Here is a 26,191-nt window from a genome sequence, read left to right on the forward strand (position 1 = left end):
CCCGATAAGACTGGAGGACGAGCCATGACCCCATGGTTGAATGCCGCACTCGCCTATGTCGAGCGCTGGATGGAGTATCAGATGACGGCAACCGAGCTTCCGGGATGCCAGCTTGCAGTGGCCAAGGATGGCGTGCTGGTGCTCGAGCGGGCCTTCGGCGTCGCAAACCTTGCAACCGGTACGCCGCTTACAACGTCGCACCGGTTCCGCGTCGCGTCCCATTCGAAGACTTTTACCGCCGCTGGCATCATGAAACTGCATGAGGAACGTCGGCTGCATCTCGACGATCTGGTCGGCACCTATGTGCCGGGCCTGCACCAAAGCGTCGCGGACGTCACTATTGGCCAGCTTCTCAGCCATGCTTCGGGCCTGATGCGGGACGGAACAGAGGCTCCGCACTGGCAGGTTCGCCAGCCGTTCTTCGATGCGGAAGAACTCGGCATCCAGCTGGCGCATCCCCTCGCAATCGACGCCAATACGCGGTTCAAATATTCCAACCTGGGCTTCGGGCTCCTCGGATCGGTGATCGAGGCGATCACCGGGGAGACTTATATAGACTGGATCGCCCGTGAGATCGTCGTGCCGAGCGGTCTTGAGCAGACCGTGCCGGACATGCCGCTGGCAGAGGGCGTTCCCGTTTCGAGCGGTCACAGCGGCCGCGTGCCGTTCGGACGCGGCAGCATCCGGGGCGACAATCCGACGTTCGCTCTGGCGGCGGCCACCGGCTTTGTCAGCACTGCTGGCGATCTCTCCCGGTTCTTTGCCAGCCTCGATCCGGAGGCCGAGACAAGCGTGCTTTCGGTGGCCAGCCGGCGCGAAATGACACGGCGTCACTGGCGTGTCCCGCAACAGGCGGATGCCCGCCATTACGGTCTCGGCACAATCTCCATGGACATCAAGGGCCATGCGTTGTTCGGCCATGCCGGCGCCTTTCCCGGCTTCATCAGCCGGACCTCGGTGGTGCCGGAATGGGGTCTGAGCCTGTCCATCGTTACCAATGCGATCGACGGGCCGGCAAATGCGTGGGTGGAAGGGATCGTCTCTATCTTCGATACCTTTGCAAGTTATGGGGCGCCGGATCCGACAAATACCGGCTGGGCAGGACGCTGGTGGACCCTCTGGGGGGCAGTCGACCTTGTGCCGGTGGGCGACAGTGTCCTCCTTGCAGATCCCGCTGCTTTGCAGCCGTTCAACGATGCGACCATGCTTGCCATCGATACGCCGGACAGCGGACGGATTGTAGAAGCAAGCGGTTTCGCAAGCCACGGCGAAGGCATCAGGCGCACCTTGGCAGCCGACGGAAGCGTTCAACGCCTGTATCTTGGCAGTAGCGAACTGGTCAAGGAACCCGCCGATTTGGCGATTAAACGGCAGCCGCCAAGGCAAGCACCTTCCCCAAGATAGACGTGCCGTCACCTCACTCTGCCATTGCCATCATCCCTCTTCGAAAGAGTCATCCGATATGCCTGTCATGGAAAGTATTGCGGCGAGCGCCGACGAACTCACCGCCATCCGACGCGATCTTCACCAGCACCCAGAAATTGGCTTCGAAGAGATCCGAACGTCGGGGATCGTTGCGGAAAAGCTCGAAAGCTACGGTATTGAGGTCCATCGGGGCATCGGCAAAACCGGGGTGGTGGGGATTGTCAGGGGGCTCAAGGGCGAAGGCAGGACGATCGGTTTACGTGCCGACATGGATGCGCTGCCCATGGAGGAGCGTACCAACCTCGCCTATGCCTCCAGGAACCCCGGTCGCTTCCATGGCTGCGGCCATGACGGCCATACCACCATGCTCCTGGGGGCTGCCCGCTACCTCGCAGAGACCCGCGCTTTCGCCGGCACGGCGGTGCTGATCTTTCAGCCAGGCGAAGAGGGCTGCGGCGGCGCGCGCGCCATGCTTGCAGACGGACTATTCAGACGCTTCCCATGCGCTGAGATCTACGCTCTTCACAATTCTCCGCAGGACGATCCCTACCGCATCGGAATCAAGCCCGGCCCGGCGATGGCCGGTGCCGATTTCTTCGACATCCGCGTGCGCGGGCGGGGAAGCCACGGCGCCCACCCTGAATCCTCGCGCGACCCCATCATTGTCGCAACTGCACTCGTCCAAGCGCTGCAATCGATTGTCAGCCGTAATGTGAGCCCCCTAAAGCAGGCGGTTCTTTCCGTCACTCAGGTTCACTCGGGCAGTGCCTATAACGTGGTGCCGGAGGATGCCGTGATCTCGGGGACAGTGCGCTTTCTGGACCGTGACGTTAACGATCTCATGCGCAAGCGCATACGAGAGATTTCGACCGGCATTGCTCTGTCCTTCGGCGTCGAAATCGATGTGGACATCCGCAATGTCTTCGATGTTCTGATGAATACCGAAGATCTGGTCGAAGGATTTATGGCAGCGGCACGCGACATCGTCGGCGACGACCAGGTCTATCTGAAAACGGCCCCTGTGATGGGGAGCGAGGACTTCGCAGATATGCTGCATGTCTGCCCTGGGGTGTACTGCACCATCGGGCATGCCGGCACGGTGCCGGTTCACAATCCGGCGTTCATCCTGGACGACGGCATCCTGCCGGTCGGTGCAAGCCTGCTGGCACGCATCGTCGAGCGGCGGCTGCGATCAGCAGACGCCTGAACGGACTTTTAGAAGGCACAAAGGCCGCGGTCCGCCCACTCCCTGGGACACGATCTAGCGGAATTCCCGCGCATCGTTCCCGATGCGCTACGCCGTCCACAAGTTGATTGTCGCCACGCCGCGTCAAAACGACGACAACGGGATACAGAAGAGCGAGAATGACATCCGGCAAGCCTAATTCGCTCAGTAATATTCGCCGTGACGATAGTTCCAGCTTTCGAACTGCGATGCGAGGTTAGACATGATCCGATCAACATCCAAGCCCTTGCGGATCAGTGTGGGAGCAGGCTGCACAGAGCGTTGTCCCCGCTGTTCAGGGACAAGCTTTCCGTCCGGATCGACCATGGATATCATAACGCCTTGTTCATAGCGTGTGCCGGGTGCTTTTTCAGGTTGGATCGAGGCGACATAATCATTGGCGGAAATTATAAGATCGGCCTCATTATAAATCCGCTCGCCTATCCCTTCAACAAGCCCTCTGTTGCCCTGGCCGGACGGATTTGCCGAGCTTGCAAAGGTCAGCTTGCCATGTCTTTCCCATAGCGCCTGGGCAATGAGTTCAGACGGAGTGCCAAACTTTATGACGAAGCAGCTTGTTTGTCGGGTGTCCATGGCCAAATTCGCTGTCTCCTCGTCAGGGAGATATCTCGTCGCGTCCTTTTTCCAAGGGAGGATGCAGCCAAGAAGGATATTGTCATCCCAATGACGGCAATAGAACGCATCGATTTCATCCGTCATCGCGGCCAGATTTCGAAGTTGTTCGATTGAACTGCACAGGACGACACCAGGCTTGTTCAAGCTGCGCTGTTTTGCGGAAAACTTTCGTTTCAGACCCTGACCGTCGCTCGTCATCAGGATGTAGCCTACCTTTGTCGGACTCACGATCATGCCGCCTCCGACAGCTAGGAGTTTGACAGCTTCGTCTTGAATTGCGCCATTCCAGGCAATGGTCTTGTCGGCCATAGAGTATCTCTTTCGTCTAAGGAACCTGATTTGCAGGCGTAGGTGAGACGCGTTTGCGACGGTGCAGGCACAGACATGTCAGATCTGCGTGTTGGGTTGGGTCTCGTTTTGTTAAGAAATGTTGCAGGACCTCGGCTGAAAAAATTGGACTGCCTTAATTCAGGCGCCTGCGGCGTCTTAGGTTTAGCCGGCAATGAGCGCTCTTCCCGTTAGAGTATTAATTAATTGGGCCAGGCGCTCGGCAGCTTTGCGCCAAAAACCGTCATTTAAGTGATCATCTTGCGAAGCTGGATACTCTCATGACCGTCACCATCGAAGGTGACAGGCGCGTACCCTAACTTCAGATAAATCCTGATGCGGCGGGAAGTGCGTGGACCAGAAGCTCCTCGATTCTTGCGAGCTCTTCCATCCGCTCCAGAAGAGCGGTGCCATGTCCCGTTCCTTGCCAACACCGACGAGGCAGCAATCGTCGGTGTTCAAGCCTTTCAACGTACCGTTGTTCGACCGCAATCCCAAGTTTTTGGCTGCCGATATGACATGCCCCAGCGCCGGCAGCGAAATGACACCGATTATGGGCTCAACTTTTTCGATAGAAGCCAGCGAGACGCCTCATAAAGGACGGCCGTTCAGGAAATTGGTCGTGCCATCAATAGGGCCGATGATCCTGTGATTTCCTGTCGCATCCCCACAAAACTCTTCGCCGATTAACGGCTCTCCGGGGTAGTACTCCGCCAACAATTTGATTGCCAAAGTTTCGACCTGATGATCCGCCTCTGACACAAAGTCCCTAAGCCCTTTAAAGTCCACCGCCAAGTCCTTCCGTGCGCGGAAATAGCCAAGGGCCACCTCCGCGCAGGTTGCGAAGATTCTCTCTGCATCCAGTAGCCGTCGTTCAAGGTCACTCATTCCGCTACCATCCGCGAATTCGAGCCGCGGGCATCGAGAACCATGTCATGCAACTGCACCGCGGCTTTCATCGCCTTTTCGTAGAAGGGGTACTCCTTGAGGCTGTAGCGATCGAATGGCGTCTCGAAGTTCAGCGGCAGCTCGTAAGGGGAATCCGCAATCAAACTCATCGTCTTCTGCCAATCGATCACTCCGTCGAACGGTAGCAGATGGTCATCTTTCGCACCTCGGTTGTCGTGCAAATGCGTGGCGATTAAGCGAGACCGAAAACGTTCGAGCAACGTGAAACCGTCGGGATCGATAACGCGGGAATGTCCAGAGTCATAACAAAGGCCCACGAAATCAGGTTCATATCGCGAAAACAGGTTCTCAAAGAGGTCAACGAACTGGTTAATGCCACCGCCGAAGATATTTTCTACAGCAATCGCAACGTTCTTTTCCAGGCAGTATGGCCGAACAGTGTCGAGGGATTCGAAAAAATAGCCGTAAAACTCCTCGTTCGCCCCGCGTCCGCTAGGATCAAACGCATCGATGTCAACATGAAGGACCATGTTCGGCGCGTTCATGGCGGCAGCAAGATCGACGCGGTTGATTAGCAGATCGATACCGGCTTCACGCTGCCATTTGTGCGCAGACGCGATGTCCTTGCGTGTTTCCAGCGCCGCGGCGTAACCCCATTCGGTTCCTTTGTTGTGCCCGTTCGAAGCGTGAATGGTGTGCGTCTTCAGGCCTGCATTCGCAACGATTTCGGTGATAAAGCGGATTTCGGACGGTGCATAGACATAAGATGATCCGGAGTCCGGGTTCCAGTTGATATGAGTGAAACCGGCATCCTTGATCAGACGGAGGCTGTTGCGAACGCCCTCGTCATACCAGCGGTCGCCGTGATCGGGATGCCACACGGTCATGCAATACATATCTATTCTCCTTGAAATCAGGCTTAAGGTTCAGGCTCGGCTCACGCGTTCCGAGCCAAGGCGGTCGGCTGCGAGGATGATAGTGAGGGAAAAGGTAAGGAGCAGGACCACGTAGACCATCGAGATGGCGATCTGGTCCGGTCCATCCGCGCGTGCCGCATTCTGGAGCGCCACGCCGAGCGGCGTGTTGTTGATATTATATAAAAACACGGAAAGCGTGTATTCCGACAACGATTCATTGAAGGACATGGCAGCGACAAGGGCGATGACCGGCGCGAGGAGCGGTGCCGTCAGGCGGGTGAAGCGATATAGGCCCGAAGCCCCAAGCGAACGGCCCGCGTCGTCTATGTTCGGATCGATCCCGGCCAGTGCCGCGCCGAGCATGCGAACCATCATCGGAATGATGACGATCACATAGCCAATCGGCAGGAGCCAGTAGCTACCGACAAGAGATCCGCCAAAAATCAGCATGGACGGCTTGCTGTATGCCGCGATCAGCCCCATAGCCAGGATCATTCCCGGCAGAACCCAGGGAATAAAAAGTGAGAACTCCAGACCGTCGCTCACAATGCCTTTTGAGGATCGGATCCGAACGGCCGCGAAGACGCTGATCGCCAGAGCCGCACCAACAGCCATGAAGGACAAAACGAGGCTGTTGCCCAGAGGACCGAAAGCGCGCGGATCAGAAAATACAGTTACATAATGCTGGAGCGTGAAGCTCGATGGAAATGGGTCTTTTAGGATGCTCTCCGTTGGGGCGAAGGAAAATGCGACGGTGATCAGAATGGGGGCCATGTAAATCACGAACAAAAGATAGGCGATGGCATGGACCGCGACGTTCACGTAACCATTGCGAATTTCAGTCTTTCGCAAGGGCGACTGGGTTTTTGACGTTGATATCTTGCCGCCGCGCCGTTCCACACGCTTCATCCAGAGGAAGATCACTAGCGAAATCGCGCCCAGGAGCAGGGACAAGAGGGCAGCCATGTCCGTACGGCCGAGACTGACCAAAGACTGGATCATCGAACTAATCATGTAGAAGTCGCGTCCGCCCAGCATGGCGGGAGCGGCAAAGGAATTGAGCGAGCCCAGTAGGACGAGCAGGCTGGTTGCGAGCAGAACCGGCGCAAGCATCGGCAGGACGATTTTGACGAAGGCGCGAGCGGGCGAAACTCCGAGACTTTGAGCCGCCTCCACAGTGGAGAAGTCGATGCGTCGCAAGGCGGCACGCACGAACAGAATATGATAGCCTGTCATAGTGAAGGTGTGGACGAAGATGACCGCGAAGGCACCGGTGAACCAGTTCGGGTTGATATTCGGGAAAATCGTCAGCAGGACCTTCGTGATGAAGCCATGCGACGAGTAGACGAAGTTGTATCCGGACACAGCCGCGACGCTTGAGAAGACCAGCGGCGTCGAGAATGCCACGAGCAGAAATGGGGCTAGTCTCACCTTGAAGAACTCGAGCACCGCCACCTGGAAGATGCCGACGATGTTGACGGTGATGACTGTCACGACCGTGACCAGGACGGTGCTCCAGATGCTGCGTGTCACGCGGGCAGACCCGGCGAGACGCTCGACCGCATCCGACGAGAACTGTCCGCCGGGAAAGAAAGCCTCAACTAGGACGTAGATCACTGGGTAGAAGAGAAACGTAACGACCATCCATGCGATGGCTAACAGACCAATCGCGTCGGCAATTTTCCCGACGGAGGCTTTTGACGCGATTATCACGACGCCCTCCGGGCAGGACGCAGCAGTGCGTTTTGCTGGAAGGAGACCGCGTGCTGACTACCGACCGGGAGCCTTTCCTCCGTGCCAGACATGACAAGGTCGAAATGACCATCGGCAGCCTGCATTCGGTAGCGTACAAGAGCACCAAGGAACACCGAGTTTGCGACGGTTGCAATGATGCGATAATTGTTGGGGTTTTCACTGCCGATCGACATATCCTCAGGCCGGACGAAAGCGGGGGCATCGCCGCCGTCTGCACGGATTTCGGCCAGCATCGCTGGTGTCATACGATTGGCTTCGCCGATGAAATGGCAGACAAACTCAGTCTCCGGCTTATTGTAGATAGCTTCCGGCGAGCCTATCTGTTCGACGCTACCACTGTTGAGGACTGCGATACGGTCCGAAAGCGAAAGGGCCTCTTCCTGGTCGTGTGTCACATAGATCGTGGTAAAGCCTATATGCTGCTGCAGGCGCTTGATCTCGTCGCGCATTGAGACTCGCAGCTTGACATCAAGATTGGACAAAGGCTCGTCCATCAACAAAATCTTCGGCCCCATGACCAATGATCGGGAAATGGCGACACGCTGCTGCTGGCCACCAGACAATTCCGCAGGCCGCTCTTTCGCGAGCTCGGAAATCCCGGTGCGTTCCAGCATGTGGGCGACCTTGCCAGCCACATCAGCCTTGGAAGCGCCGCTTGCCCGCAGACCGAATGCAACGTTCTCGGCTATGGTGAGATGGGGAAACAGGGCATAGTTTTGAAAAACTATTCCGACCCCGCGCCTCTCGGCTTCAATCCGGGAGATATCACTGTCGCCGAGCATGATGCGACCTTTCGTAATCGGTACGAAGCCGGCGAGGCATCGCAGGATGGTGGATTTACCGCAGCCGGAAGGCCCAAGAAGGGTGAAGAACTCCCCCTCTTTGATCGAGAGATTTAAGTTCGGGACGACCAGCTTGCCGTCATACGCGATATCGACTTGTTCAAAGCGGATCATCATAGGTCTCCAACGGAAGGCCGCAGAGCGGAACGTCCACCCAACCGCCACCCGAGCCTCAGGGCATGATGTTTAGTTGAATGTTTTCCAACCAGCCGTTGAGCTTGCCAGCCGCAACCGCCCAGTTGATGGGCTGCGGATGGAACTGTGAAACTCCGGCACGGATCGCTTCGGGCGAGTTTGCCAGAGCTTCCGGATGGGCCGGGGCCTGATTGAACCTGGCGCCATACTCCGCCATGAACTTCGGCGATCCAAACCATTCGACGAATTTTTTGGCCTGCTTCAGATCGTCGGTGCCCTTGATTATGCCAATGGACTCAGCAACCATCGGCGTCCCGCCTTCCGTATCAACGAAGGTCACAGAAACATTGTTTTTCGCGGCATTGTTGACGACGCCACCGAACCACGACAGTACGATTGGGATTTGACCGCTGGCGACCGCCTGCCAGTAGTCCGCTCCTTCGGGAAGAACGCGCGAGTTCGAATAGATCCGCCTGAGAAGGTCCCAGCCTTCACTTGAGACTTCGCCCGTTTTCGGGTCGGCGAAGCGCCACAGAAGTCCGGCAAGGATCATCCGCGTGGTCTGGCCAGTTATCGCCCCGACTGTGAATTTGTCCTTGTATTCCGGTTTGCCAAGATCCAACCAGGATTTCGGAGCCTCCATTCCTGCAAGACCATCGGTCTTGTAAGCAAGAACAATTGGCGTCTGCCAGAACATATGGAAACTGCCGTCGGCGTCCTTGAAGTCAGGGCCGAGCGCAGCAGCCCATGTCGGGACGAACTTTTCGAACATGCCCTGCGTTTTAAGATTGTACATCGAAGGCTGCACAAGGCCAAGCACGATATCTGCCTGCGGGTTACTTTTCTCGGCTATGAGTCGGTCAAAAAGCTCGCCGCCGCCGCCGCCTAGGAACCGGATGTCCAGACCGGCTTCCTTGGCCTTCTGGGAGATGAACGTGCCGCGCTCATCGCCCCCCTGTGGGGAGTAGATCGTAAGAGATTTGGCATTCAAAGCAAATGGAATGGCTGTGAGTATGAGAGCAGCAACCACAGACTTGATCGACATTAATATGCTCCGTGTTGAATTGATGACCATCCCAGTAGCGTTAGTTCGCGACGGTTATATTACATTGCGTAATTTAATAGAAAGATTAGTTTTCTGCAAAGCGGAGACGGATATGAATCTCTCACTCAACGAGCGGCAAGTGCTCGAATTAGTTTTCCTTGGAACCGTGGCATCTCGCGTCGAGATGGCCTATACACTCAGTCTTACAGGCGCCTCGATAACTCGTATCGTTTCGCGCCTTATGGACGAAGGGATCGTGGAGGAAAAAGCTGAAAAGACGGGGCAACAGGGACAGCCGCGCCGCATTCTGTCCATCGTTGCTGGCCAACGCCTTAGCGCAGGAGTGAACTTCTCGCGAAAACAGGTTCAGGTCGCGCTCATTGATCTTGCGGGCCACGTCATCGGAGTTGAGAATTCCCCAATCGCAGAACCCGAGGCAAAGCAAATAGTCTCCGCGACAAAACGCGGGCTGGCAAAACTCTTGGACCAGAATGCACTGACCCGAGCCGATCTTGTCGGCTTCGGCGTTTCTGTTCCCGGAAATTTTGGACGAAACTCACGAGATTTCCGTGCACACGAACTTTTCCCTCAAATTGAAGGGTTAAGCTTTGGCGACGATCTCGCGGCTCTTTTCGAAGCGCCAGTGTTCTTCGAAAACGACGGTGCCTGCGCGGTGCTTGGCGAATATATGTTCGGTGCAGGGCGCGGTATAAGTCACGTATTCCTGCTTCATGTCGGCCACGGTTTGGGCGGCGGCGGCATCGCCGAAGGCAGGCTCTTCAGAGGAGCGAATGGTAATGCCTGCCTGCCGGGCGCGATATACCCGGTAGGAAGTCCCCGCCCATCTGGCCAAGATCTACTCGATCACCTAGCCAGGAATGGTTTTTCGGATCTCGAACTAACCGACGATACTCTTGAAGACGCTGTGACAACCCCGCTGATTGATGATTGGATCACTCGCGCAGGTGAACAACTTGGCCGATCCGCCCAGATCATATCAGGCTTATTCGATCCAGCCGCGATCCTAGTTGGCGGTCGCCTGCCCACATGGATCAATGAGGCACTCGCTGGTCGCGCGGGAGAGTTCATCACCCAAAATCCCGGGCCGTCTCGTGGCCTTAAAACGATCGGTCTTATTGCAAGCAAACTCGGCCAATCCTCTGGCTCCGTGGGGGCCGCAAGCCTTCCGCTTTTCGCCAGATATTTTGCGGGAGCAGTCAACGACACGTTCAGTAACTATAAAAACGGCTGGCGAGTGAATCGGTAAGGACCGACGTTATCAGCCCGAATTGGCTGCCGCCTGCGTGTCTTAAAGAGCAGCATTATGCGGCCCCTTAACATCTGTGGACACCCCCATAAGTGCAAGAGAATTTTTCAGGCAGGTACTTTGCGCGTAGTCTGGTGCTGACATCTGTCCGGCCTCTGATGCGACCTTCAAGATGTCGCGCGGGCCCGCATGGCAGTTCGCAGATCGGTGCCAAATCATTGAAGCGTGCTTTGAGGCACTCCGTTCACGCCTCGTTTTCCAATCCCGTCTCTATCGACCGTGCGCCATACCGTCCTTTCGACCCTCCTACACCTTCGACGCCCCTTCGCGACCAGATTACTTGGCCGCGGCTGGAATCCCGTAGACTCCGCCTTTCGCCAACAGCGCCCAAACGATGCGGGCGAGCTTGTTGGCAAGGGCAACGATCACCAACATACGTGGCTTCCGCGCCAGCATACGTCTGAGCCACGAGCCCTCTGGCACACCACGATGAGCGGCTTGCCGGACCACGGAGCTAGCTTCGAGAATGAGCAGCCGTCGCAGTGTTCGCTCGCCCATTTTGGATGTCGCACCAAGCTTCTGCTTTCCGCCCGTTGCCCGTTAAAGTGGCGTCGGGCCAAGCCAGGCGGCAAAATCCTGTCCTCTCTTGGATGTCGATGCCGCGGGAGCCAAAGCTATCAATGCCGTCGCTGTTATCGGCCCCACACCACCCCATCATTAAAGGTGTAAATCGGCGAGGGGGTCATGATGCCGATACGCATGATAAACCCTCGTCATTTCTCGAATTGATAGAGTCATTTCTGGGCTCTGACTCATATTTGCTGCTGTTACGGACGACGCTTCTGCTGGTTCAATCGGAGGATCAGCTATGCAACAACGATTTAAGCGCGCGAAAATCTCGATAACGCGGAAATCCGCAGGCGGATCGCTGTTGGCGCAACGAAAGCCGCAGCCGCCCGTGATCTGTATGTTTCCAGAATGACTGTCTACCGAGCCGTGGAGGGGCAAGGCTCGCAGTCAAATGCTGTGTGATCACGGGTTCACCGTCTGTTCTTTGATTAGGCAAAAATCGGAGCTTCCGGCCGACTGACCCAATTAAATTAAGTTGCATTTACTTTAGACTCTTGCTTACCTGCGCCCTAGCAAGAGGAAATCTTGTGAAGGAGGAAGTCTGATGCGCATTATCGGTATATTGATCTCGATCACCGCTCTGACGGCGCCCATGGTCGCGCAGAGCCAAACCGTCCTGCCAGTGAAAATATCGCCCTATCTGGTTAGTTCGATTACAGGAGCGATGTTCGGCCCCCCTGATCCAGCATCGGATCTAGTTCTTCTCTCGGCGCATCGTGGACTCTGGGAAACCTATCCCGAAAATTCCGCGTACGCCCTTCAGGAGGCGTGGAACGCCGGAATAGAAAGCGTCGAGATCGATGTCAGATTTACCTCGGATAAAGAGGTTGTGCTTTCTCATGACTTCACGATCGAGCGTGAATCAACGGGAAGCGGCGCAATATACGATCAGACGTATACCCAGTTGAAGAATACGAACCTTCGCGATCGACACGGTAGAGTGTTCAAGGATCCGAGCGGAAAAAATGCCAAATTTCTGACCTTTTCCGACGCACTGGATCTCTTGGCCCAGTATATCAGCACTGACGGGTATGGTTATGTGATGATCGTGGACGTCAAAAGCCGTGCGACGGGTACAGGTTCGACCGACGCGATCGAATTGATCCAGCGGTGTCTCGATATTCTCTCCGCAAAGAACAACCCAAAACTATCGAAAGCGGTGGTGATCAAAACGAAGGCCAGAGACGCCGTCGATCTTGCTACCTTTTTGAATCGCACGACCTACGATCCCACGTCACTTGGAGGTCTCGTGCTGACGACAAATCCCGACGATGTAAACGTGAAAGACTCGAGCTACGACCCGCACCAAGACGTGGCGTACACTCAGTGGAACACAGCGCCATTTCCGGTTCAGTTTGAGATGAACCAATATTACCGGGGCGATGGCCTTCAGAAATATTTTGACTATGTTGATCAGAAGCAATCATTCTCCACGTACCATGAAAGCAACACCTTTCCAGAAGGCGTGCCTATTGGCTCAAGCAAATGCTGCCATCAGCACATAACGGACCCGAGGTCTTCGTCCGCTGATGGCATCATCCCGGATTACCGCGGTGATCCAGAGATGGCCATCATCAACCGTACGAACCTTATCACCACCGACTATCCCGATGTCGTGGGCGATATGTTGAAGCAGATCGGGCGTCGTAACACAAGCAAGCTCGGAAACTAGAAATCAACATAACTCGGATCAATAGGAAATTGTGATGAAGATGTGGAAATCATTAGTCGCACGGTGCTCGACGCTGGCCATTTTGATCGCTGTCTCGGCCCCTGCCCACGCCCAATCATGCACGGATCAAGCGGATTGCACAAAAAAGGCGACCGATAAGGTATCGCAAGCCCTTACCCCCAAGCTTGCGCCTGTATTCGGCGACTATCCAAAATTTTTTATCCATGACTCCCTTGCAAACGTCGATTATCCTGCGCCGAAGGATACGGAGACGTTCTATGATGCATCGACAGGGCGAACCGGTTTCAATTTTCCTGCGAACTCGTCACTCGAAACGACTACCCTTGCACAGGTTGATCCGAATACGGGCTTTACCGTGATGCTCGTCCAGAAAACCCGCGACAACACTGCGCCGACGGGTGGATCAACGCTGTCACTCCTGAGTTCATCCGGCAACGATGGCTATTTGTCGTTCATGCTAGGCGCCCAGCCCGCAGCTTCAGGTCAAAAGTGGGCCTTCGGGAAGAGCATGCTTCAGACCGGAAAGCCTACCACCGCATTTTGGCAGCAGTCCTGGGATATGGATTTGCTGGGACCCACCGGCACATTCTGGGGTGTTGAATGGGTTTATTACACGTTCACGCCAGACGGCAAAGTCCGTGTCGACCGGTTTGCCCCATACACATACTTCCTCGCCTTCACTGCCTATCAATGGGATCAGGCGCTTTTAGATTCGGGCTTCCCGCATGTCCCGTTCCCCACCGGAACGCCAACCGGAAGGCCCAACCCTTTGACGTTCGGTGGCGTGGGGCCGTGGGTCCTCGGAGCCGCAAGCGCACCAGGGCAGGGATCGCCGACGATTAACCCCATTAAGGCCCTGCCCGGTTACGAGACCGCGACGATCTTCTCCTCGCCGCTGTCGCCGCGTGAAGTCGTGGCATATCAGAACACGTTGAAGGGGAGCTATTTCCTCGATGTCGACATGCAGCCATGCAATTCCGGGAAATTTCTCGACAGCACGATAAAGACACCATGTGGCACAGCAAGTCCAGGAAATCCGCCTTCTGACGTCGCAACCGCGGCACGGACGGGGTTTACTGCCAACGTCGATCCGAACGGCGTCATTTTGCAGGGCGAAGATGGTAATGGAGGTAGTTTCTCGACCATCCAAGCTGCAATCAACGCACTTCCTGCCACAGGCGGAACGATCCGGATTCCACCGGGCGTCTACTCAGAAACGATCAATATTACGCAGCCGAACGTCAAGCTCATCGGAACGGGGACCGACGCGACCAAGGTCGTTATTACCGGTAATCATTCGGCGGGCGCGACCAATCAAGCGACTGGCCAACCTTACGGGACTTCCGGCAGTTATACCGTCGCGATTAATGGTGATGACGCCTATGTCAGCAATCTGACTATCCAGAACACCGCTGATTATGAAAGACCTGGATATCAAAATAATGCGCAGGCGGTAGCGCTTCTTTCGAATGGCGATCGGGCAGTTTATCGTGCCGTTCGGGTCCTTGGAGGCCAGGATACCCTGTACCTATCTGGCCTGAAAAGGGCCTATTTCAGCAACTGCTACGTCGAAGGATATGTCGACTACATTTTTGGGAATGGAAAGGCGGTTTTCGATGGTTGCACGTTGAAGACCAAGCTTCACGGCAGTCTTATCGGTGAAAATACCATTACCGCTCAAAAGCGTGAGACCGAAAGCGAAGATAGCGGGTTTGTTTTCAATAATACACGGTTTCTGTTTGACAGCCCATATATGACCAACGCTTGGCTGGGTCGCCCATGGGGTAGTCGTTCGACGGTCTACTTCCTCAACTCGACAATGGGGCCACAGATCACCGATGATGGGTGGATTGAGTTTGTACCGCCTATGAATGGGCAGCCGGGGACGAACAATCTGCCCACTTCTACCTATCGCGAATACAACACGAAATACGGTGATATGAATGGGCAGGGATCTTCGCCGTTCGATATTTCCCAACGTGAATCCGCGTCTCCCAAGAGCAACGTGCCCTTGACGGCGAGTGAGGTGGCGGCACTGGCACCGGGAATTTATCTCGCGGGAAGCGATGGATGGCAACCTACGCTGGTCAGCGACGGTTCGAAGCTCAACGAGCAGAACGTGCCGGTAGAAGTGCCCGGGATCGGTGCACCTAAGGCGCCGGTTATCACCGCCGACGTCGGCGGAAATGGAAACGTCCAGGTGACATGGGCTGGGCAGCCAGCACAGCCGGCAGAACAGGGCTATTCGGTGACAGCGCGTCAGCACGGCCGGGACTACGGTCCTTTCAACTTTCCGGCCTATGCCTACACGGCCTATGTCGAGGTGGCTCGCAATGACGAGCCGGTAACTGTTCAAGTCAGCGCGTTCAACGCTCAGGGGTCGAGCGCACCTTCGGACGCGGTTCATGTGACACCCACCAGCCATGACCCCAGCGTGCCAACAGATATCGTCATCAATCCGGCATCCAAGACGGCCGCTCTGAGCTTCACGGTGGACAACGAAGGTGTCCAGCCTGTCTTTGGCGGTGCAGTGCCGCATGCGGGAGCGTACACGGCGCTCTATGCCAGCGAACTCGACGCCTATCAGGGCAAGGCTATCGCCGGCACCAGCCACGGGTTCACGGCCAAGTCCTGGAATTTCACCAACCTCAGACCCAACACTACCTACTGGATGTCTCTCCGAGTCTATAACGGCTTCAACAGCCCGACTGTTATCAAGTCCTTCAAGACAAATCCGTAATAGAGTACCAACTGAGCGCCATGCCGCATGTAATTTATATATTGACTTCGATAACGTCATTGCATGCATGATTGGCGGATCATGCATGCAATAGATCGAATATAGGGACTGACGCTGCGCCGATCGCGCCGGCTTCTGCGCCGAGCGACGAAGCGCGAACGACTGGGGGGGACCCCGCGATCTGATTCTCCAGCGCTTCCAATGGCAGACCGGTAGCTTCTACGATCGCCGAAAGGATCGACGCTGGCAGCCGCCCTCCAACGATGATGAATTCCGGGTCGAGAACGTTGGCGACATGATGTAAATAAGGAGCGAGCTGGGTTCCAGCGCGCGTGGTCCATTCTGCGATTACCGCGGCTTCGTCCGATCCTGCTTCCTCGAGCGTGTCGAAATCCTTCGCCGAAAAGCCCGCCCTGCGTAAGGTCTCTAGCAAGTCCTGACCCGAGGGGCGAGGCTGATCGATCGGGAAAAAGGTGTACAGCGGACCGGCGTTTAGATGGGCCCCTCTATAGAGACGGTTGTCAAGGAACAGGCCGCCACCCACGCCGTGGCCAATATGAACCAGCATGAAATCGCTATGCCCACGGCCAACCCCCGCGAGCCGCTCGCCCATGATGCATGTCCGCCCATCATTCTCCACGAAAATACGTTCTTCGAACCGTGCCTGGAAGAATGACTGTGCGTCGAGCTTATCGAAGCCGGGAAAGTAAACGTGGGCCGCCAAGAGCGCTTTCCCAATCCAGAAATCACCAGGCATCGCGAAGCCGATCCCCAATAGGCTCATGTTCTTGACTGACGCTTCGGCTTTGATAGCAAGTAAGGCTGTTTGAGCGACTTTTGCGACAGTCTCGGGATCGGGCGATGTAAGGGGCAAGCGCTTCTGACCGATTGGACGCCCGGTCATGTCTATGATTGCGGCATCGAGGTACGTTTGTGAAAAACTGATGCCTCCCGAATACCCCGCAGCACCACGGATACTGATTGGGCGCGCTGGTTGACCACGTAGTCCTCTGCGGCTCGGACCTTCCTCCACTAGGCCAAAGCGATCGAGGCTGGCTACCATTTGGGTGACGGCAGGACGAGTCACGCCGGTTCGATCAGCTAATTCAGCCCGAGACATTGGTCCCGAGTCAAGGAGCAGCGATACGATCCGTCGATCTGATGGAGATAGTGTCGAAAAGGTGGGTAAAAATTGAGGCATGGCCAACCGTACCATCGCTGCATGCAAGGGCAAGTGCACGATTAAGTTCAATAGACTTATTGTTGTAAAGGTTTAGGTCTAGGCATGAGAAGCGGGAAAACACAGATTTAATCGAGGGGGGTATCTGTGATTAGGCTTGGGATGGCCCAGATCAATCACTCCTCGCACGGCAATCTCTGCGACGGCCCAAATCCTAGGATTACACGCGCCGGGTTGCTGGTCGGTTACAAGTTCTGATCTGAAGTGATCCACATCAAGTTGGCCCAGCCGTTGGCTTGTCTCGTGGGCAATCAAGCGTTCCTCTCGAGCCAAGTGTGGTTGGAGCATGGCTGGCCACGCCGGGTATCTTCGCCTCTGAGTAGACCTCATGGGTTTCCATCGGTGAGCCGTCACATCCAGAACGTGACGGGGAGCTAAACGCCACACTTGCCGAGCGAATGCGAATTTTTCCATAGTCTTTTTCTCTGGCGCCCCCTCTCGCCCCTCCCCTCCTCCGAATTCCGTGGCTTTCAGGATTTCCGCCACGAATGGCCACCAGAGCGCGTTAGGCTTGTGGACTACCCATTGCTTGTGCGAGGTGACGCTACGAGTCTGGCGGGGCCGCATTTCAACCATAAAACACGCTTGCAACAGGTCATTTTCTCACGCATTCATTATTTGTACAAAGCATCGGAATACTGTGCGAGAAAACCATGGCAAAACGGCACGCCGCCAATCCGCCGCCGGCCCCAAAACGTCTGATAGGCTACCTGGCGAAATGCATAACTACCGAAAGTAAATCTGCGGGGGCGTTCTCACACCCTGGTGATAGCTGGCCTGTCCGCCCTCGACCGAATCGGGGCTCTCCGTCACCCTAATGTCACCTCACCCTGTCCGCTGGCGTCTGCCGCCATTGGCCCTTGCGAGCGACATCAGCATCGGACCGATGGCGAACTCGCCGCGCTCCGTCCTGCGGGTGAGGTCGCGCATATATCCGCCCGCCGACGTGATGCTGCCGGCTCGTTCCAACACGCAAGCCATGACCGTCGCCGCATTCTCGGGCCCCATGATGGCGCAGGCCTCCTCGTAGGCGCTGGGGCTGACCCCCAGCATCGAGCGGACGACGACGGCTGCCGCCATCAGGTCTCGCCAGCTGCCGATACTGCCGCCCGGGCCGTAGGACAGGATTTCCGGGCAGGCCTGCAACACAAGCCCGAGCGGAAACGCCTTCAGGCCCGGTTGATCTCCGCCGGCCACAGCCAGCCTTCGCGGTTTTACCGAACGGGCATCCGTCACGCTTTTGCGCTCGCTGCTCTCATCCGCTGCAGCGGTGTGTCCCATCGGCATATCCGACGCCTGTGGTTGGATTACCGATGTTTCGCCCTGCTTCTTGTCCGAAGCTGGTTCAAGATCAGATTTAGAGTCGGGATTTGAATTCTGTATGTGGCGCTCAGCTTGGGACTCATTGCCGTGCATATTTTGAACATTTATGCGAATTTCCAACAGGTTGAGGACTTCCTCGCGCAGCATCTCCATCTCCTCGACAATAGGCGTGATGTCATGGATGTCGGGAGAGCGCGGGATCCGAGCCACGAGATCGCGGAAATGGCCATGCACCATCGTCCAGTCACCCGGCACACCCTCTTCCAGAGCCGTCTCGATCAGCTTGGCAATGTCACGCCGGCAGAGCGACAGGCGCTCGCGCATCGCCCTGAACAGGGCGCGGTCGACGGTGACCTGCGCTGCCAATGCCTGGATCTCATCGGCACGAGCAATCAGCGGAGCGATATTGAAGCCATACGCCTGGTCGACCTCCCCCTCCCCGTCACGGCGCGCAAAGCGCTTGCCGTTCGGGCTATCCTTGCGAACCAGCAATCCGGCCTCGACCAGGGCAGCCAGATGGCGGCGCAGCGTTGCCGGCGCAATGCCGTGGGCGCGGATCGACAGCTGGGCGTTGGAGGGAAAGACCACGAGGCCGTGCTTTGCGCTGAGCTCATTGCCCGGATAGAAGCTCAGCAGCGCGTTCAGCACCGCCAGCGCCCTGTCGGACAGGCCGAGCAGCGGCTTTGCTTCGCAGAGCGCACGAAAGATCTTCCACTTGTCGACGGACTGTTCCGGCGCGATGTCGTTGGCCTTGTACTGGCTTGCCAGCATGCTAAGCGTCATCGGCCGCCGCCCAAAGGGCGTCGTCACACTTACACATTGCATTTTTCTTCACCTTTCTTGAGGCAAAAGAAATCCGCTCACCAAAACGATGCCAAAGACACTTGACTGGGATTCATGGAAATGCGATTCTCGATCTTGCTTAAGGAATTGAGAGAGGCTTCCACGACGGAAACGTTTAGGGGGCCTTTTTCTTTTGTAACGGTCTCTCCTTCTCGACCGGTTGATCTTATGGCAGCCACACCGTTCAGTGAATGGAGCTGTCCTGGTGATTGTACTCGCGCAGCAAATCCGGCATTCGCTGTGCTAGCCAGCGCGCGAAAGCGTGTTCCTCCTTAGGGATGGTCACGGTGGTTCCAGACGATGTGCGTTTCATGCGGCCAAACAGCCTATCGCCGACGGCAAAATCGCGCATCTCTTCCTGGCTTGCCTCGCTTAACTTTTCGGGCGCACCGCTGGCAGCGCGAATTGCAAGTGCGACACGTTCTGAACTGTGCGCCTGTTGAAAGGCGGTCGTTTCTATAAACCTGCGAACAGGCTCCACTTTGCTTGTATCTCTCAATAGGTCCGCAAAGGTCGTCCATTTCGGCCGTCCGACGCCCTTGGCTCTCCCGATCGCGAAAACGATGTCTTCCGGGATCACATCCGTGACACGAAAGAGGTGAGACACTGCTGCCTCTGAGAGACCAAGGATTGGGCATATCGCGCGATGGGACAGCCCGGCACTTTTCAGCTGGACGGCCCACATAGCTTGCTCAATCCAGGTAAGGTTTTCCCTGACACCATTTTCGAGGGACTGTTCCTCAACTAACTGGCGGTCCGTCAACTCGCGGACGTAGGCTTTGATCCTGATGCTCTCTGGCCGCTCAGTTTCCGCCATTATCGCCTTGATCGCTGCCCAACGACGGTAACCATATGCAAGCTGATAGTGATCGCTTTTGGTGGGATGCGGCCGGACTAGCACAGGGATCTTCTGCCCTTCAGTGACTATCGACATCTTGAGAGCGTCCAGCTCCTTTTCCACCTCTTCATCGCTGTCGAAACGATCCTTGTATGGAGAACGCTCCAATTTATTGGGATCGAGAGAGATGATGCTGTCTTCGCTCAGTTGGGTCAGTGCTCGGCCAACATTCGAAATCACGGGCGACGAATGGCGCCGCGACGGCAGGGACTTTTCTGACGTTTCGGCACTGGAGATGGAACCGCCGCGGCTCTCGGCGTCAGCCATTTTTTGAAGGATGCTCTTTTTCATGGGATACGTCCCCAAACCTTGTGGATCAGATCAAGAATCTCGAAGTTGACGCGATCGGCACTTTCGATGGCCCGTTTCAGTGCCTCTCGTCCAACTTCCCCGGCTTCCAGTTCGTAAAGGGTCTTCTTAGCAACCGCTGCCCCGGCGATGGCAGTAGACTCAAGCGCTTCCGAAACCAGCACGTCGTCGCCAAAAAGCCGGCGCATGACACCGGACATGTATTTTTGCGGACCATCGTTTGGATTTACACGTGTCAGCAAGAACCGAAAGAAATCATGTTCGAACTTCGCGCCGAACTGCGCGAGTACCTCAGAGAGGTCAGAGATCATGATGAGGAACTGGTTGCACGAGGCAACATCAAGCATTGCGGGATGAACCGTGATGATCAAAGATGTTGCCGCGTAGAGCGCTGCCAGCGTCGAGTATCCAAGCGACGGGGGTGTATCGATGATTACGATATCGTAGCGATCATCGACACGAGCCAGAGCATTGCTCAGGCGCTCGAAAAAGAGGCCGAGATCATCCCTGTTTTTCGAGGTCAGATAAGACGGAGTGTCAAACTCGAAATCCATCAGCTCGAGATTTCCGGGCACGAGATCAACGCCCGGGAAATAGGTCGGTCTGATAATATCCACTAGGGACCGGCGCTCATTGTCATATCTTATGGACGCATATGTAGTTTCGTTCTCGCCGAGATCGAATTCTGGCTGAATACCAAAGAGTGCTGTCATTGACGCCTGTGGATCAAGGTCAAGGCAAAGAACACGGTAACCTTGGAGGCCAAGAAAGTGGGCCAGGTGAATGGACGTCGTCGTCTTTGAACTGCCGCCTTTGAAATTGGCTGTGGCAATGACCTGCAGCTTTTCGCCCATGCGGCGATGAGGCAACAGTTCACCGGCATCGTCAGGGCGGAGTTTAGCGAGAAACGAACGCAGCTCCTTAACCTGGTTCACGGTATAGGTGCGGCGGTTGTTGTCCGCTCTTTCCGGCACGGGCCCCTTCCCTTCGATTGTCATTTGTCGAAGAGTGCTTTCAGGAACATTTAACAGCCGAACAAGATCAAGTGTGGAAAATGTCCGAGCGAATGTCTTCTGCGCCGAAGGCGGATAGACGGCTTCACGCATGTCGTTGAGTTCTGCAGAGAGCTTCGAAGTGTAAACTCCGATTTTCGATGCCGTATCTCTGACGTTCTGAGAAGCCGGTTGAAGCATTCTGTCCTCTTGACGGTTACGATCACTAAACGAGATCATTACCGTCACGGATGACAGAGAGAGTCCGATTCTTCAAGGGATTTTTCGCTAAGCAGAAATTAACGAGCGTAACTCGCACAAGGACTTTACAATTGTAAAGTTCGGGGACCCGCCAATACGTCATAGAAGGGATGTTAGGGGCCGGATGAACCCCATCGCCTAAGCCTAAGCCAATGGATGCGGCTTGGAAAGAGGCGCGCCGGGTATGGCCCCGCGCTCTATGAGAGATGCCCTGGATGCTTCCGCATTACTGCATCTCCGCCAGGGCCAGTTCAAGCGACAACTTCTTGAGTGAACCTCGCCGGGCCCTCCGCCAAGAACCGAAGCAATGCAGAAAGAACGAACTAGGTCTTGGAAATGAGCGCCGCATTGATTGATCTCTCGCATCTGGTCAAAGTCAGTTATATACATTTGGTTGCTGAGTCAGGGTGCTTTCGCTTATCCCCAATCCGGTTGAAGCATAACAAGCGTCCCATTGTTCTCTTCGTAGTGCGGTCTATGCATCTCCGCCACCACTACCCGGGGCCTTTCGCCTCATATCCAGGGCCGATGCAGTGTACTTACGCGGTCTTCGATCCGCATCCAACTGTCTCATATTCGTCAGACCCGGTCCGGTCACGTCCCTCATGGCCATTGAAAACTATATCCGCGAGTGAACTTCAAAAAAAACGGTTGCAAAAGGCTTTGCCGCCCGGCACGGCTTGGAGATGATCCTCACTTTTCCAAAGCCCAAACAGCAGGACGGCCAATTTGCGTACCACCGCCGATCGCGCCCGCTTTGGACCCAATCATTTCGCCAAATTTAACTCCCAGCTTCGCAAGGCGCACGGCGCGGTCACCGCTGCTAGGAGGCAGCCTGTTGCCTCATAGAGATAATACCGTAAGATATCGTCCCCGGCTGGAGATCGAGTCTGTCACATCTCGATCGCCCGACTGGTACCTTTTGGGTGTCACGCCAACGTAAGAACCGTGGATCGGCTTTTCCCAAAGCGCCGCGGATTTTCCGCCGGCGCCACCAAGCGTAGGGAGGTCAGCGGTCCGACGCCAGGCGCCGACATCAGATGCCAGCACGCTTTGATGCGGCCGATATTTGCCGCACCTTCTTATCCAGGCGGGCCAATTCCACCGAAGCCCTGCGAGCGTATCAAAAAGTGCCGCAATCCCGATATAAAGACCATCATGTCGGTGCAGGAAGATCGCACCTCCCATCGAATTGCTTACCTCCGGCTCAAGCCGAATTTTTGATGCCGAACGGTCGCAGCAGCCCACGAACTTGCCTATAAAGCTGGCGCTTGACGTTGACGAGTCGCTCGCGCGCCCAACAAGGCCTTTAGCCGATGACTTTCCATGGTCTTCCATATACTGCAGAATACCCGCCGCTCGCCAGCATCTCGGCCAGTGCTTGCGCGTCCGCCTTGTCGGACTTCTCAGGCCGCGCCTTCGGGGCATCGGTCGCCCGCCGCACATCCATACAAATGATAGGAAAGGTGCAATAAACTCCGCTGACAGTTGAGTAAGTCGAAACGTGAGTCGCCAGTGACAAATGATAAGCAATCTTATCTAGAAGCCCGTTCGGCCTGACGGCGTAAGTCGTTGCTCAAGTCGGCCGGCATGCTCACGGAAGGTCGATTAGGTTCACAGTCGCCAACGACATCCGATCGAACTGGTGGCTGATGGCCTGGCGAATAAACTTCAATCCGTACCAAGTTATGAGTGAGGTTCTACGGGTTTCCGGCCGGCGCTGTTTCCAACTTACACCGGCCGAGGCCTGAGCCTGCGCCGCGACCCCGAAGCCGTGATAGACGCGTGGAGATGATGCCTTAGGCGCTGAGCTCTCGGTATTCGTAAAATGTCGTAGAAATCCGCTGGCGCACTAAAAATCTGATCCCTAGTCGCCAACTATGCAGCATGGTTTTCGTTTCATATCTACGTCTAGCAATAGACTGGCACAGCAGAAGTTCATTCATCGGAAATTAAAACATCGGCAGGAAGCAGTCAGATGGCGGGAATGAACGAAGACGCTCGTTATGTCCAGATCTCGGAGCGGGTTGATAACCACCCGAGGGCGATTGCCGGTATCGATGTGCAGATGCGGCGAAAGTTTCATCGACATCGCGTCATAGCTGCGCGGCCCAACCGATGACTTCAGGGGCGGCTCTCGAACGCAATGGCCGCTGCTCATCGGATTCAGCGCCGTGGCAATCACCATTCCTGACGTCCTAGCCTATCTCGCGCTGCAGCCGATCAAGGACAACCCAACCCCTGTTCGCGGAGTCGCTTGCATTGAAGCATCCAATACCAAGCAAAGCCTATCGACGGTCGTCACGTCCATGGTCCCCCAGCAGGCGCTTAAGTGGCGTACCTAGCGTAGCTATGAGAACCGCAGGCGCCCGACGGCTTGGTCTTATCTACCCAACTGCCGAGGTGACGCGTGCGGAGCTCGATCGCGTTTTCTCTGGCTACGATCAGCGCTTCCTGGCTCTTGAGCGTCAAAATGACCAGAGAAATAGGGACGCGGCAAATATTCTGCTAGAGACCTATTTCTTGAGCTTCGCGAGCGGCGCGACCGCGTAGAGCGGGAACGCGCGAGGCCTACCGGGCATAGAGCGCGCTTGACACCTCCAGCGCAGTGGCGACGGGTCTCGAGGCTTTCAGGCGGGGCAACGGCTGCGCCAGCTGCGCATGTGACGGCACCTATGCATCTGGCCTGGATCGTCGCGCCATAGGTCCGAAGCGGCATTGAAAAGTAGGTAGTCGGGCAAAATACCAAGAACTTCGTAAATCTGTATTATGGGCGTTGCGGTCAGTTCCGTTTTGCCATTTTCACACTGACCATACGCGGCTGGGGCGGAGCCCAAAAAATGGGCCAACTCGGCGCGGGTCAGATTTCTAGCAGCACGCGCCCCTTAAGTGTGGCGACAACCTTTCCGTCGATTTCTCCGGGCTTCAGAAATTCGTCAATTCGGGCCCGCCTGTAACAGGCCTGTGTATTGGTATCATCACCGGCACTGGGACGACGAACAGGCCATGTATCGAGATGTGCCAATGTAAGAAGATCTTAATAGCCGATCTGTCAGCGCTCGCGTGAGAGGCGTATGATATCGAAACGCCGTCTGATTTCCTGCAGGTGATCTCGGCCAGCTTGGGCATCTGACCGTCACAGCGCCGCCTCTTCGGTGGCGGCCCACTACGCGCGGTCGGACTGCAATCGGGCTGAGATCTCATCTAGACGTGACTCTCGTTCCGATCGAGAATCGACAATTTGCCCGAAGCCGGGTCAGTCGTCGCAATGCCCGATACTAAGGCGCCCCCGGCCGCCTTCACCGCTTGGCTATAAGACGCCGGGCTGCGTTTCCTTGGTCACGGCGTCGCCTGGACAGCAGGGCGTATCGCGGCCTTCTGCGACGGAGGAGAGAAGACGCGCCATTTCGTCAGTGTCAACAAACTGGCAAGCCGCCGGCGCACCGTGTCGGACCCGACGATCGAAGGAACCGTTGGTAGCGCGGGTTTTGCTGGTCATCGGCTGGCATACCGCGAGGTGAGGATCGATGTCGCGCTGTTCGGGTAGCCAGAGATGGTGGACGACGAATTTCAGCAGCAGCGCCTCGGTCGGTTGCGGACTAGGGGAGGGAGGCGCCGGTCGCGGCCAGCGACTAGGCCCGTAGGCAAGGTCGGAGGTAAGCGCGCGCAGCTGATATGCCCGACGCTCCGTTGACCAAGTGGCGCAGCTTTTCGATGTCCTGGTGGGTCAACAGTTCGTCCAGTTTCGTAGGCGCGGCGATCGACGACAGCATTTGAGGGTGACCGCATGGTCATAAAACCTGCAGATCAATGGTCTTGACCGCCGATCGATAGTGCACGTATCTAATTCGTTGTTTTGCGATTCAAGTCAGCCACCTCCATCGATAAGGGATACTTACCAGAGGTGATAGGGGGCCGTTATGGTTAATATTTGGTTACGGAAATAAGGGCCAGATTAACTACGCCTATCCCGATATAGCTCCTAAATATCAATGGTCTAATTGGCGCGAGCCCGATCTGGCGGCCACGTACAAATTCGGACGGCTTACGTCTGCGAGCGGCGGGGAGGGGACTCGAAGGCGGCGAGGTCAAAGTGCTCGTCAGTGCCCATGACGGCAACCGTCCAGAATTCTGACGTGGATTGACAGCACTCAGCGAAATTTACGGCATTGGTGACAACTTCGCAGCGGTGCTGACACGCGAGGTCTTCTACCGCCATTTTGGTAATAGAAAACAGTTGGCGAGTTACGTCGGCCTTGCGCCCATGCCGCACCAAAGTGGCAATGTCGATAAAGACCGGCGCATCGGTCGAGCAGGCAACGCTCGAGCGCGAAAGACATTGGTCCAGGCAGCTTGGCTTTGGCTACGATATCAGCCGAAAAGCGAACTCGCTGCCTGGTTCTACCAGAGGGTTGGCGATTTGAAAGGGCGGGCACGACGTATCGCGATCGTCGCGATGGCACGCAAGCTTCTGATCGCGCTCTGGCGCTATACCGAAAACGGCGAAATCCCGGCCGGAGCCGTTCTCCGAGCAGCATAGAAATCACAGCCAGCATTTTCTGGCTGTGCGAGGAGCACGACCGTCTTCGTCAATGGTCAACCAAGAACCGCGTTCCAGGTTGGTCGTGCTCATTGGGGCTTGCCTCGTGCATGAGGCATTATGGTTATGGGTTCCAAGTTGAACCCGACCGCATGTAAGGTTACGCAGCCAAGGCTGCCGCACAGCGCCGCCCCAAACTCGCAATGATTGTCTGGAATTTTAAAGGAGAAAAATATGGC

General features: G+C 56.1%; 16 protein-coding genes and 4 pseudogenes. 7 read left to right on the forward strand and 13 right to left on the reverse strand.

Features of this window, described 5'->3' with window-relative positions; genetic code table 11:
* Positions 1 to 24 precede the first annotated feature (24 nt).
* A complete protein-coding gene (locus EQW76_RS25095; protein ID WP_142832003.1) occupies positions 25 to 1,404 on the forward strand; it encodes a serine hydrolase domain-containing protein in 1,380 nt (459 codons plus the stop codon).
* A 58-nt stretch (positions 1,405 to 1,462) separates the two neighbouring features.
* Positions 1,463 to 2,632 carry a M20 aminoacylase family protein gene (locus tag EQW76_RS25100; RefSeq protein ID WP_142832005.1) on the forward strand — a complete coding sequence of 390 codons (1,170 nt, stop codon included), beginning with the start codon at positions 1,463 to 1,465 and terminating at the stop codon, positions 2,630 to 2,632.
* A gap of 183 nt (positions 2,633 to 2,815) precedes the next feature.
* Here EQW76_RS25100 and EQW76_RS25110 read toward each other — a convergent pair whose 3' ends face one another.
* The 6 genes from EQW76_RS25110 to EQW76_RS25135 form a co-directional block, all read right to left on the reverse strand.
* Positions 2,816 to 3,595 (reverse strand): Sua5/YciO/YrdC/YwlC family protein, encoded by a 780-nt coding sequence (locus EQW76_RS25110; RefSeq protein WP_142832008.1) that lies wholly within the window; start codon positions 3,593 to 3,595, stop codon positions 2,816 to 2,818.
* Between the two features lie 609 nt (positions 3,596 to 4,204).
* Positions 4,205 to 4,501: an inositol monophosphatase family protein gene (locus EQW76_RS25115; RefSeq protein WP_142832010.1), complete on the reverse strand. Its 297-nt coding sequence runs from the start codon at positions 4,499 to 4,501 to the stop codon at positions 4,205 to 4,207.
* Positions 4,498 to 5,418 (reverse strand): sugar phosphate isomerase/epimerase family protein, encoded by a 921-nt coding sequence (locus EQW76_RS25120; RefSeq protein ID WP_244617016.1) that lies wholly within the window; start codon positions 5,416 to 5,418, stop codon positions 4,498 to 4,500. Before EQW76_RS25120 ends, EQW76_RS25115 begins: the two co-directional genes overlap by 4 nt.
* A 30-nt stretch (positions 5,419 to 5,448) precedes the next feature.
* Positions 5,449 to 7,152, reverse strand: coding sequence for an ABC transporter permease subunit (locus tag EQW76_RS25125; protein WP_142832014.1), 1,704 nt, complete (start codon positions 7,150 to 7,152; stop codon positions 5,449 to 5,451).
* Positions 7,149 to 8,150, reverse strand: coding sequence for an ABC transporter ATP-binding protein (locus EQW76_RS25130; RefSeq protein WP_161991011.1), 1,002 nt, complete (start codon positions 8,148 to 8,150; stop codon positions 7,149 to 7,151). The genes EQW76_RS25125 and EQW76_RS25130 overlap by 4 nt, the downstream gene beginning before the upstream one ends.
* A 58-nt stretch (positions 8,151 to 8,208) precedes the next feature.
* A complete protein-coding gene (locus EQW76_RS25135; protein WP_161991012.1) occupies positions 8,209 to 9,216 on the reverse strand; it encodes an extracellular solute-binding protein in 1,008 nt (335 codons plus the stop codon).
* On the opposite strand from EQW76_RS25135, the gene EQW76_RS25140 reads away from it, so the two are divergent.
* Positions 9,206 to 10,483: an ROK family protein gene (locus tag EQW76_RS25140; RefSeq protein WP_161991013.1), complete on the forward strand. Its 1,278-nt coding sequence runs from the start codon at positions 9,206 to 9,208 to the stop codon at positions 10,481 to 10,483. The two genes, EQW76_RS25135 and EQW76_RS25140, sit on opposite strands and share 11 nt — an antisense overlap.
* Before the next feature lie 336 nt (positions 10,484 to 10,819).
* Here the strand turns inward: EQW76_RS25140 and EQW76_RS25145 are convergent.
* Positions 10,820 to 11,191, reverse strand: a pseudogene (locus EQW76_RS25145) (transposase); the annotation flags it as partial.
* A 466-nt stretch (positions 11,192 to 11,657) separates the two neighbouring features.
* Between EQW76_RS25145 and EQW76_RS25150 the strand changes: the two are divergent.
* Together EQW76_RS25150 and EQW76_RS29150 are read left to right on the forward strand one after the other, a co-directional pair.
* Positions 11,658 to 12,785 carry a glycerophosphodiester phosphodiesterase family protein gene (locus tag EQW76_RS25150; RefSeq protein ID WP_142832020.1) on the forward strand — a complete coding sequence of 376 codons (1,128 nt, stop codon included), beginning with the start codon at positions 11,658 to 11,660 and terminating at the stop codon, positions 12,783 to 12,785.
* A gap of 34 nt (positions 12,786 to 12,819) precedes the next feature.
* A complete protein-coding gene (locus EQW76_RS29150) occupies positions 12,820 to 15,546 on the forward strand; it encodes a pectinesterase family protein (RefSeq protein WP_143134258.1) in 2,727 nt (908 codons plus the stop codon).
* 79 nt (positions 15,547 to 15,625) lie between these two features.
* Here EQW76_RS29150 and EQW76_RS25160 read toward each other — a convergent pair whose 3' ends face one another.
* Positions 15,626 to 16,762 carry an ROK family transcriptional regulator gene (locus tag EQW76_RS25160; RefSeq protein WP_307877652.1) on the reverse strand — a complete coding sequence of 379 codons (1,137 nt, stop codon included), beginning with the start codon at positions 16,760 to 16,762 and terminating at the stop codon, positions 15,626 to 15,628.
* 126 nt (positions 16,763 to 16,888) lie between these two features.
* On the opposite strand from EQW76_RS25160, the pseudogene EQW76_RS29950 reads away from it, so the two are divergent.
* Positions 16,889 to 16,984, forward strand: a pseudogene (locus EQW76_RS29950) (acyloxyacyl hydrolase); the annotation flags it as partial.
* Between the two features lie 627 nt (positions 16,985 to 17,611).
* Here the strand turns inward: EQW76_RS29950 and repC are convergent.
* The 5 genes and pseudogenes from repC to EQW76_RS29955 all read right to left on the reverse strand — a co-directional run.
* Positions 17,612 to 18,934: a plasmid replication protein RepC gene (gene repC, locus EQW76_RS25170; protein ID WP_143123338.1), complete on the reverse strand. Its 1,323-nt coding sequence runs from the start codon at positions 18,932 to 18,934 to the stop codon at positions 17,612 to 17,614.
* A gap of 202 nt (positions 18,935 to 19,136) precedes the next feature.
* Entirely contained in the window at positions 19,137 to 20,141 is a 1,005-nt protein-coding gene (gene repB / locus EQW76_RS25175; protein WP_142832025.1) for a plasmid partitioning protein RepB, read from the reverse strand.
* Positions 20,138 to 21,352: a plasmid partitioning protein RepA gene (repA, locus tag EQW76_RS25180; protein WP_142832027.1), complete on the reverse strand. Its 1,215-nt coding sequence runs from the start codon at positions 21,350 to 21,352 to the stop codon at positions 20,138 to 20,140. Before repA ends, repB begins: the two co-directional genes overlap by 4 nt.
* A 2,002-nt stretch (positions 21,353 to 23,354) precedes the next feature.
* On the reverse strand, positions 23,355 to 23,600 hold the full coding sequence (locus tag EQW76_RS25190; protein WP_142832030.1) for a hypothetical protein: 246 nt from the start codon (positions 23,598 to 23,600) through the stop codon (positions 23,355 to 23,357).
* Positions 23,601 to 24,760: 1,160 nt separating this feature from the next.
* Positions 24,761 to 25,158 (reverse strand): annotated as a pseudogene (locus tag EQW76_RS29955) (integrase); the annotation flags it as partial.
* A gap of 389 nt (positions 25,159 to 25,547) precedes the next feature.
* Here EQW76_RS29955 and EQW76_RS25205 point away from each other — a divergent pair.
* Positions 25,548 to 25,952: pseudogene (locus tag EQW76_RS25205) on the forward strand (transposase); the annotation flags it as partial.
* Positions 25,953 to 26,191 lie beyond the last annotated feature (239 nt).

Source organism: Rhizobium sp. rho-13.1 (assembly GCF_007000305.1).
Taxonomy (GTDB): Bacteria; Pseudomonadota; Alphaproteobacteria; order Rhizobiales; family Rhizobiaceae; genus Rhizobium; species Rhizobium rhododendri.

Bases quoted from the DNA above. Each gene is read 5' to 3' on its own strand.
- EQW76_RS25095 (WP_142832003.1), top strand. From the start codon at position 25: ATGACCCCATGGTTGAATGCCGCACTCGCCTATGTCGAGCGCTGGATG.
- EQW76_RS25100 (WP_142832005.1), top strand. From the start codon at position 1,463: ATGCCTGTCATGGAAAGTATTGCGGCGAGCGCCGACGAACTCACCGCC.
- EQW76_RS25110 (WP_142832008.1), bottom strand. From the start codon at position 3,595: ATGGCCGACAAGACCATTGCCTGGAATGGCGCAATTCAAGACGAAGCT.
- EQW76_RS25115 (WP_142832010.1), bottom strand. From the start codon at position 4,501: ATGAGTGACCTTGAACGACGGCTACTGGATGCAGAGAGAATCTTCGCA.
- EQW76_RS25120 (WP_244617016.1), bottom strand. From the start codon at position 5,418: ATGTATTGCATGACCGTGTGGCATCCCGATCACGGCGACCGCTGGTAT.
- EQW76_RS25130 (WP_161991011.1), bottom strand. From the start codon at position 8,150: ATGATCCGCTTTGAACAAGTCGATATCGCGTATGACGGCAAGCTGGTC.
- EQW76_RS25135 (WP_161991012.1), bottom strand. From the start codon at position 9,216: ATGTCGATCAAGTCTGTGGTTGCTGCTCTCATACTCACAGCCATTCCA.
- EQW76_RS25150 (WP_142832020.1), top strand. From the start codon at position 11,658: ATGCGCATTATCGGTATATTGATCTCGATCACCGCTCTGACGGCGCCC.
- EQW76_RS29150 (WP_143134258.1), top strand. From the start codon at position 12,820: ATGAAGATGTGGAAATCATTAGTCGCACGGTGCTCGACGCTGGCCATT.
- EQW76_RS25160 (WP_307877652.1), bottom strand. From the start codon at position 16,762: ATGGTACGGTTGGCCATGCCTCAATTTTTACCCACCTTTTCGACACTA.
- repC (WP_143123338.1), bottom strand. From the start codon at position 18,934: ATGCAATGTGTAAGTGTGACGACGCCCTTTGGGCGGCGGCCGATGACG.
- repB (WP_142832025.1), bottom strand. From the start codon at position 20,141: ATGAAAAAGAGCATCCTTCAAAAAATGGCTGACGCCGAGAGCCGCGGC.
- repA (WP_142832027.1), bottom strand. From the start codon at position 21,352: ATGCTTCAACCGGCTTCTCAGAACGTCAGAGATACGGCATCGAAAATC.
- EQW76_RS25190 (WP_142832030.1), bottom strand. From the start codon at position 23,600: ATGGTGATTGCCACGGCGCTGAATCCGATGAGCAGCGGCCATTGCGTT.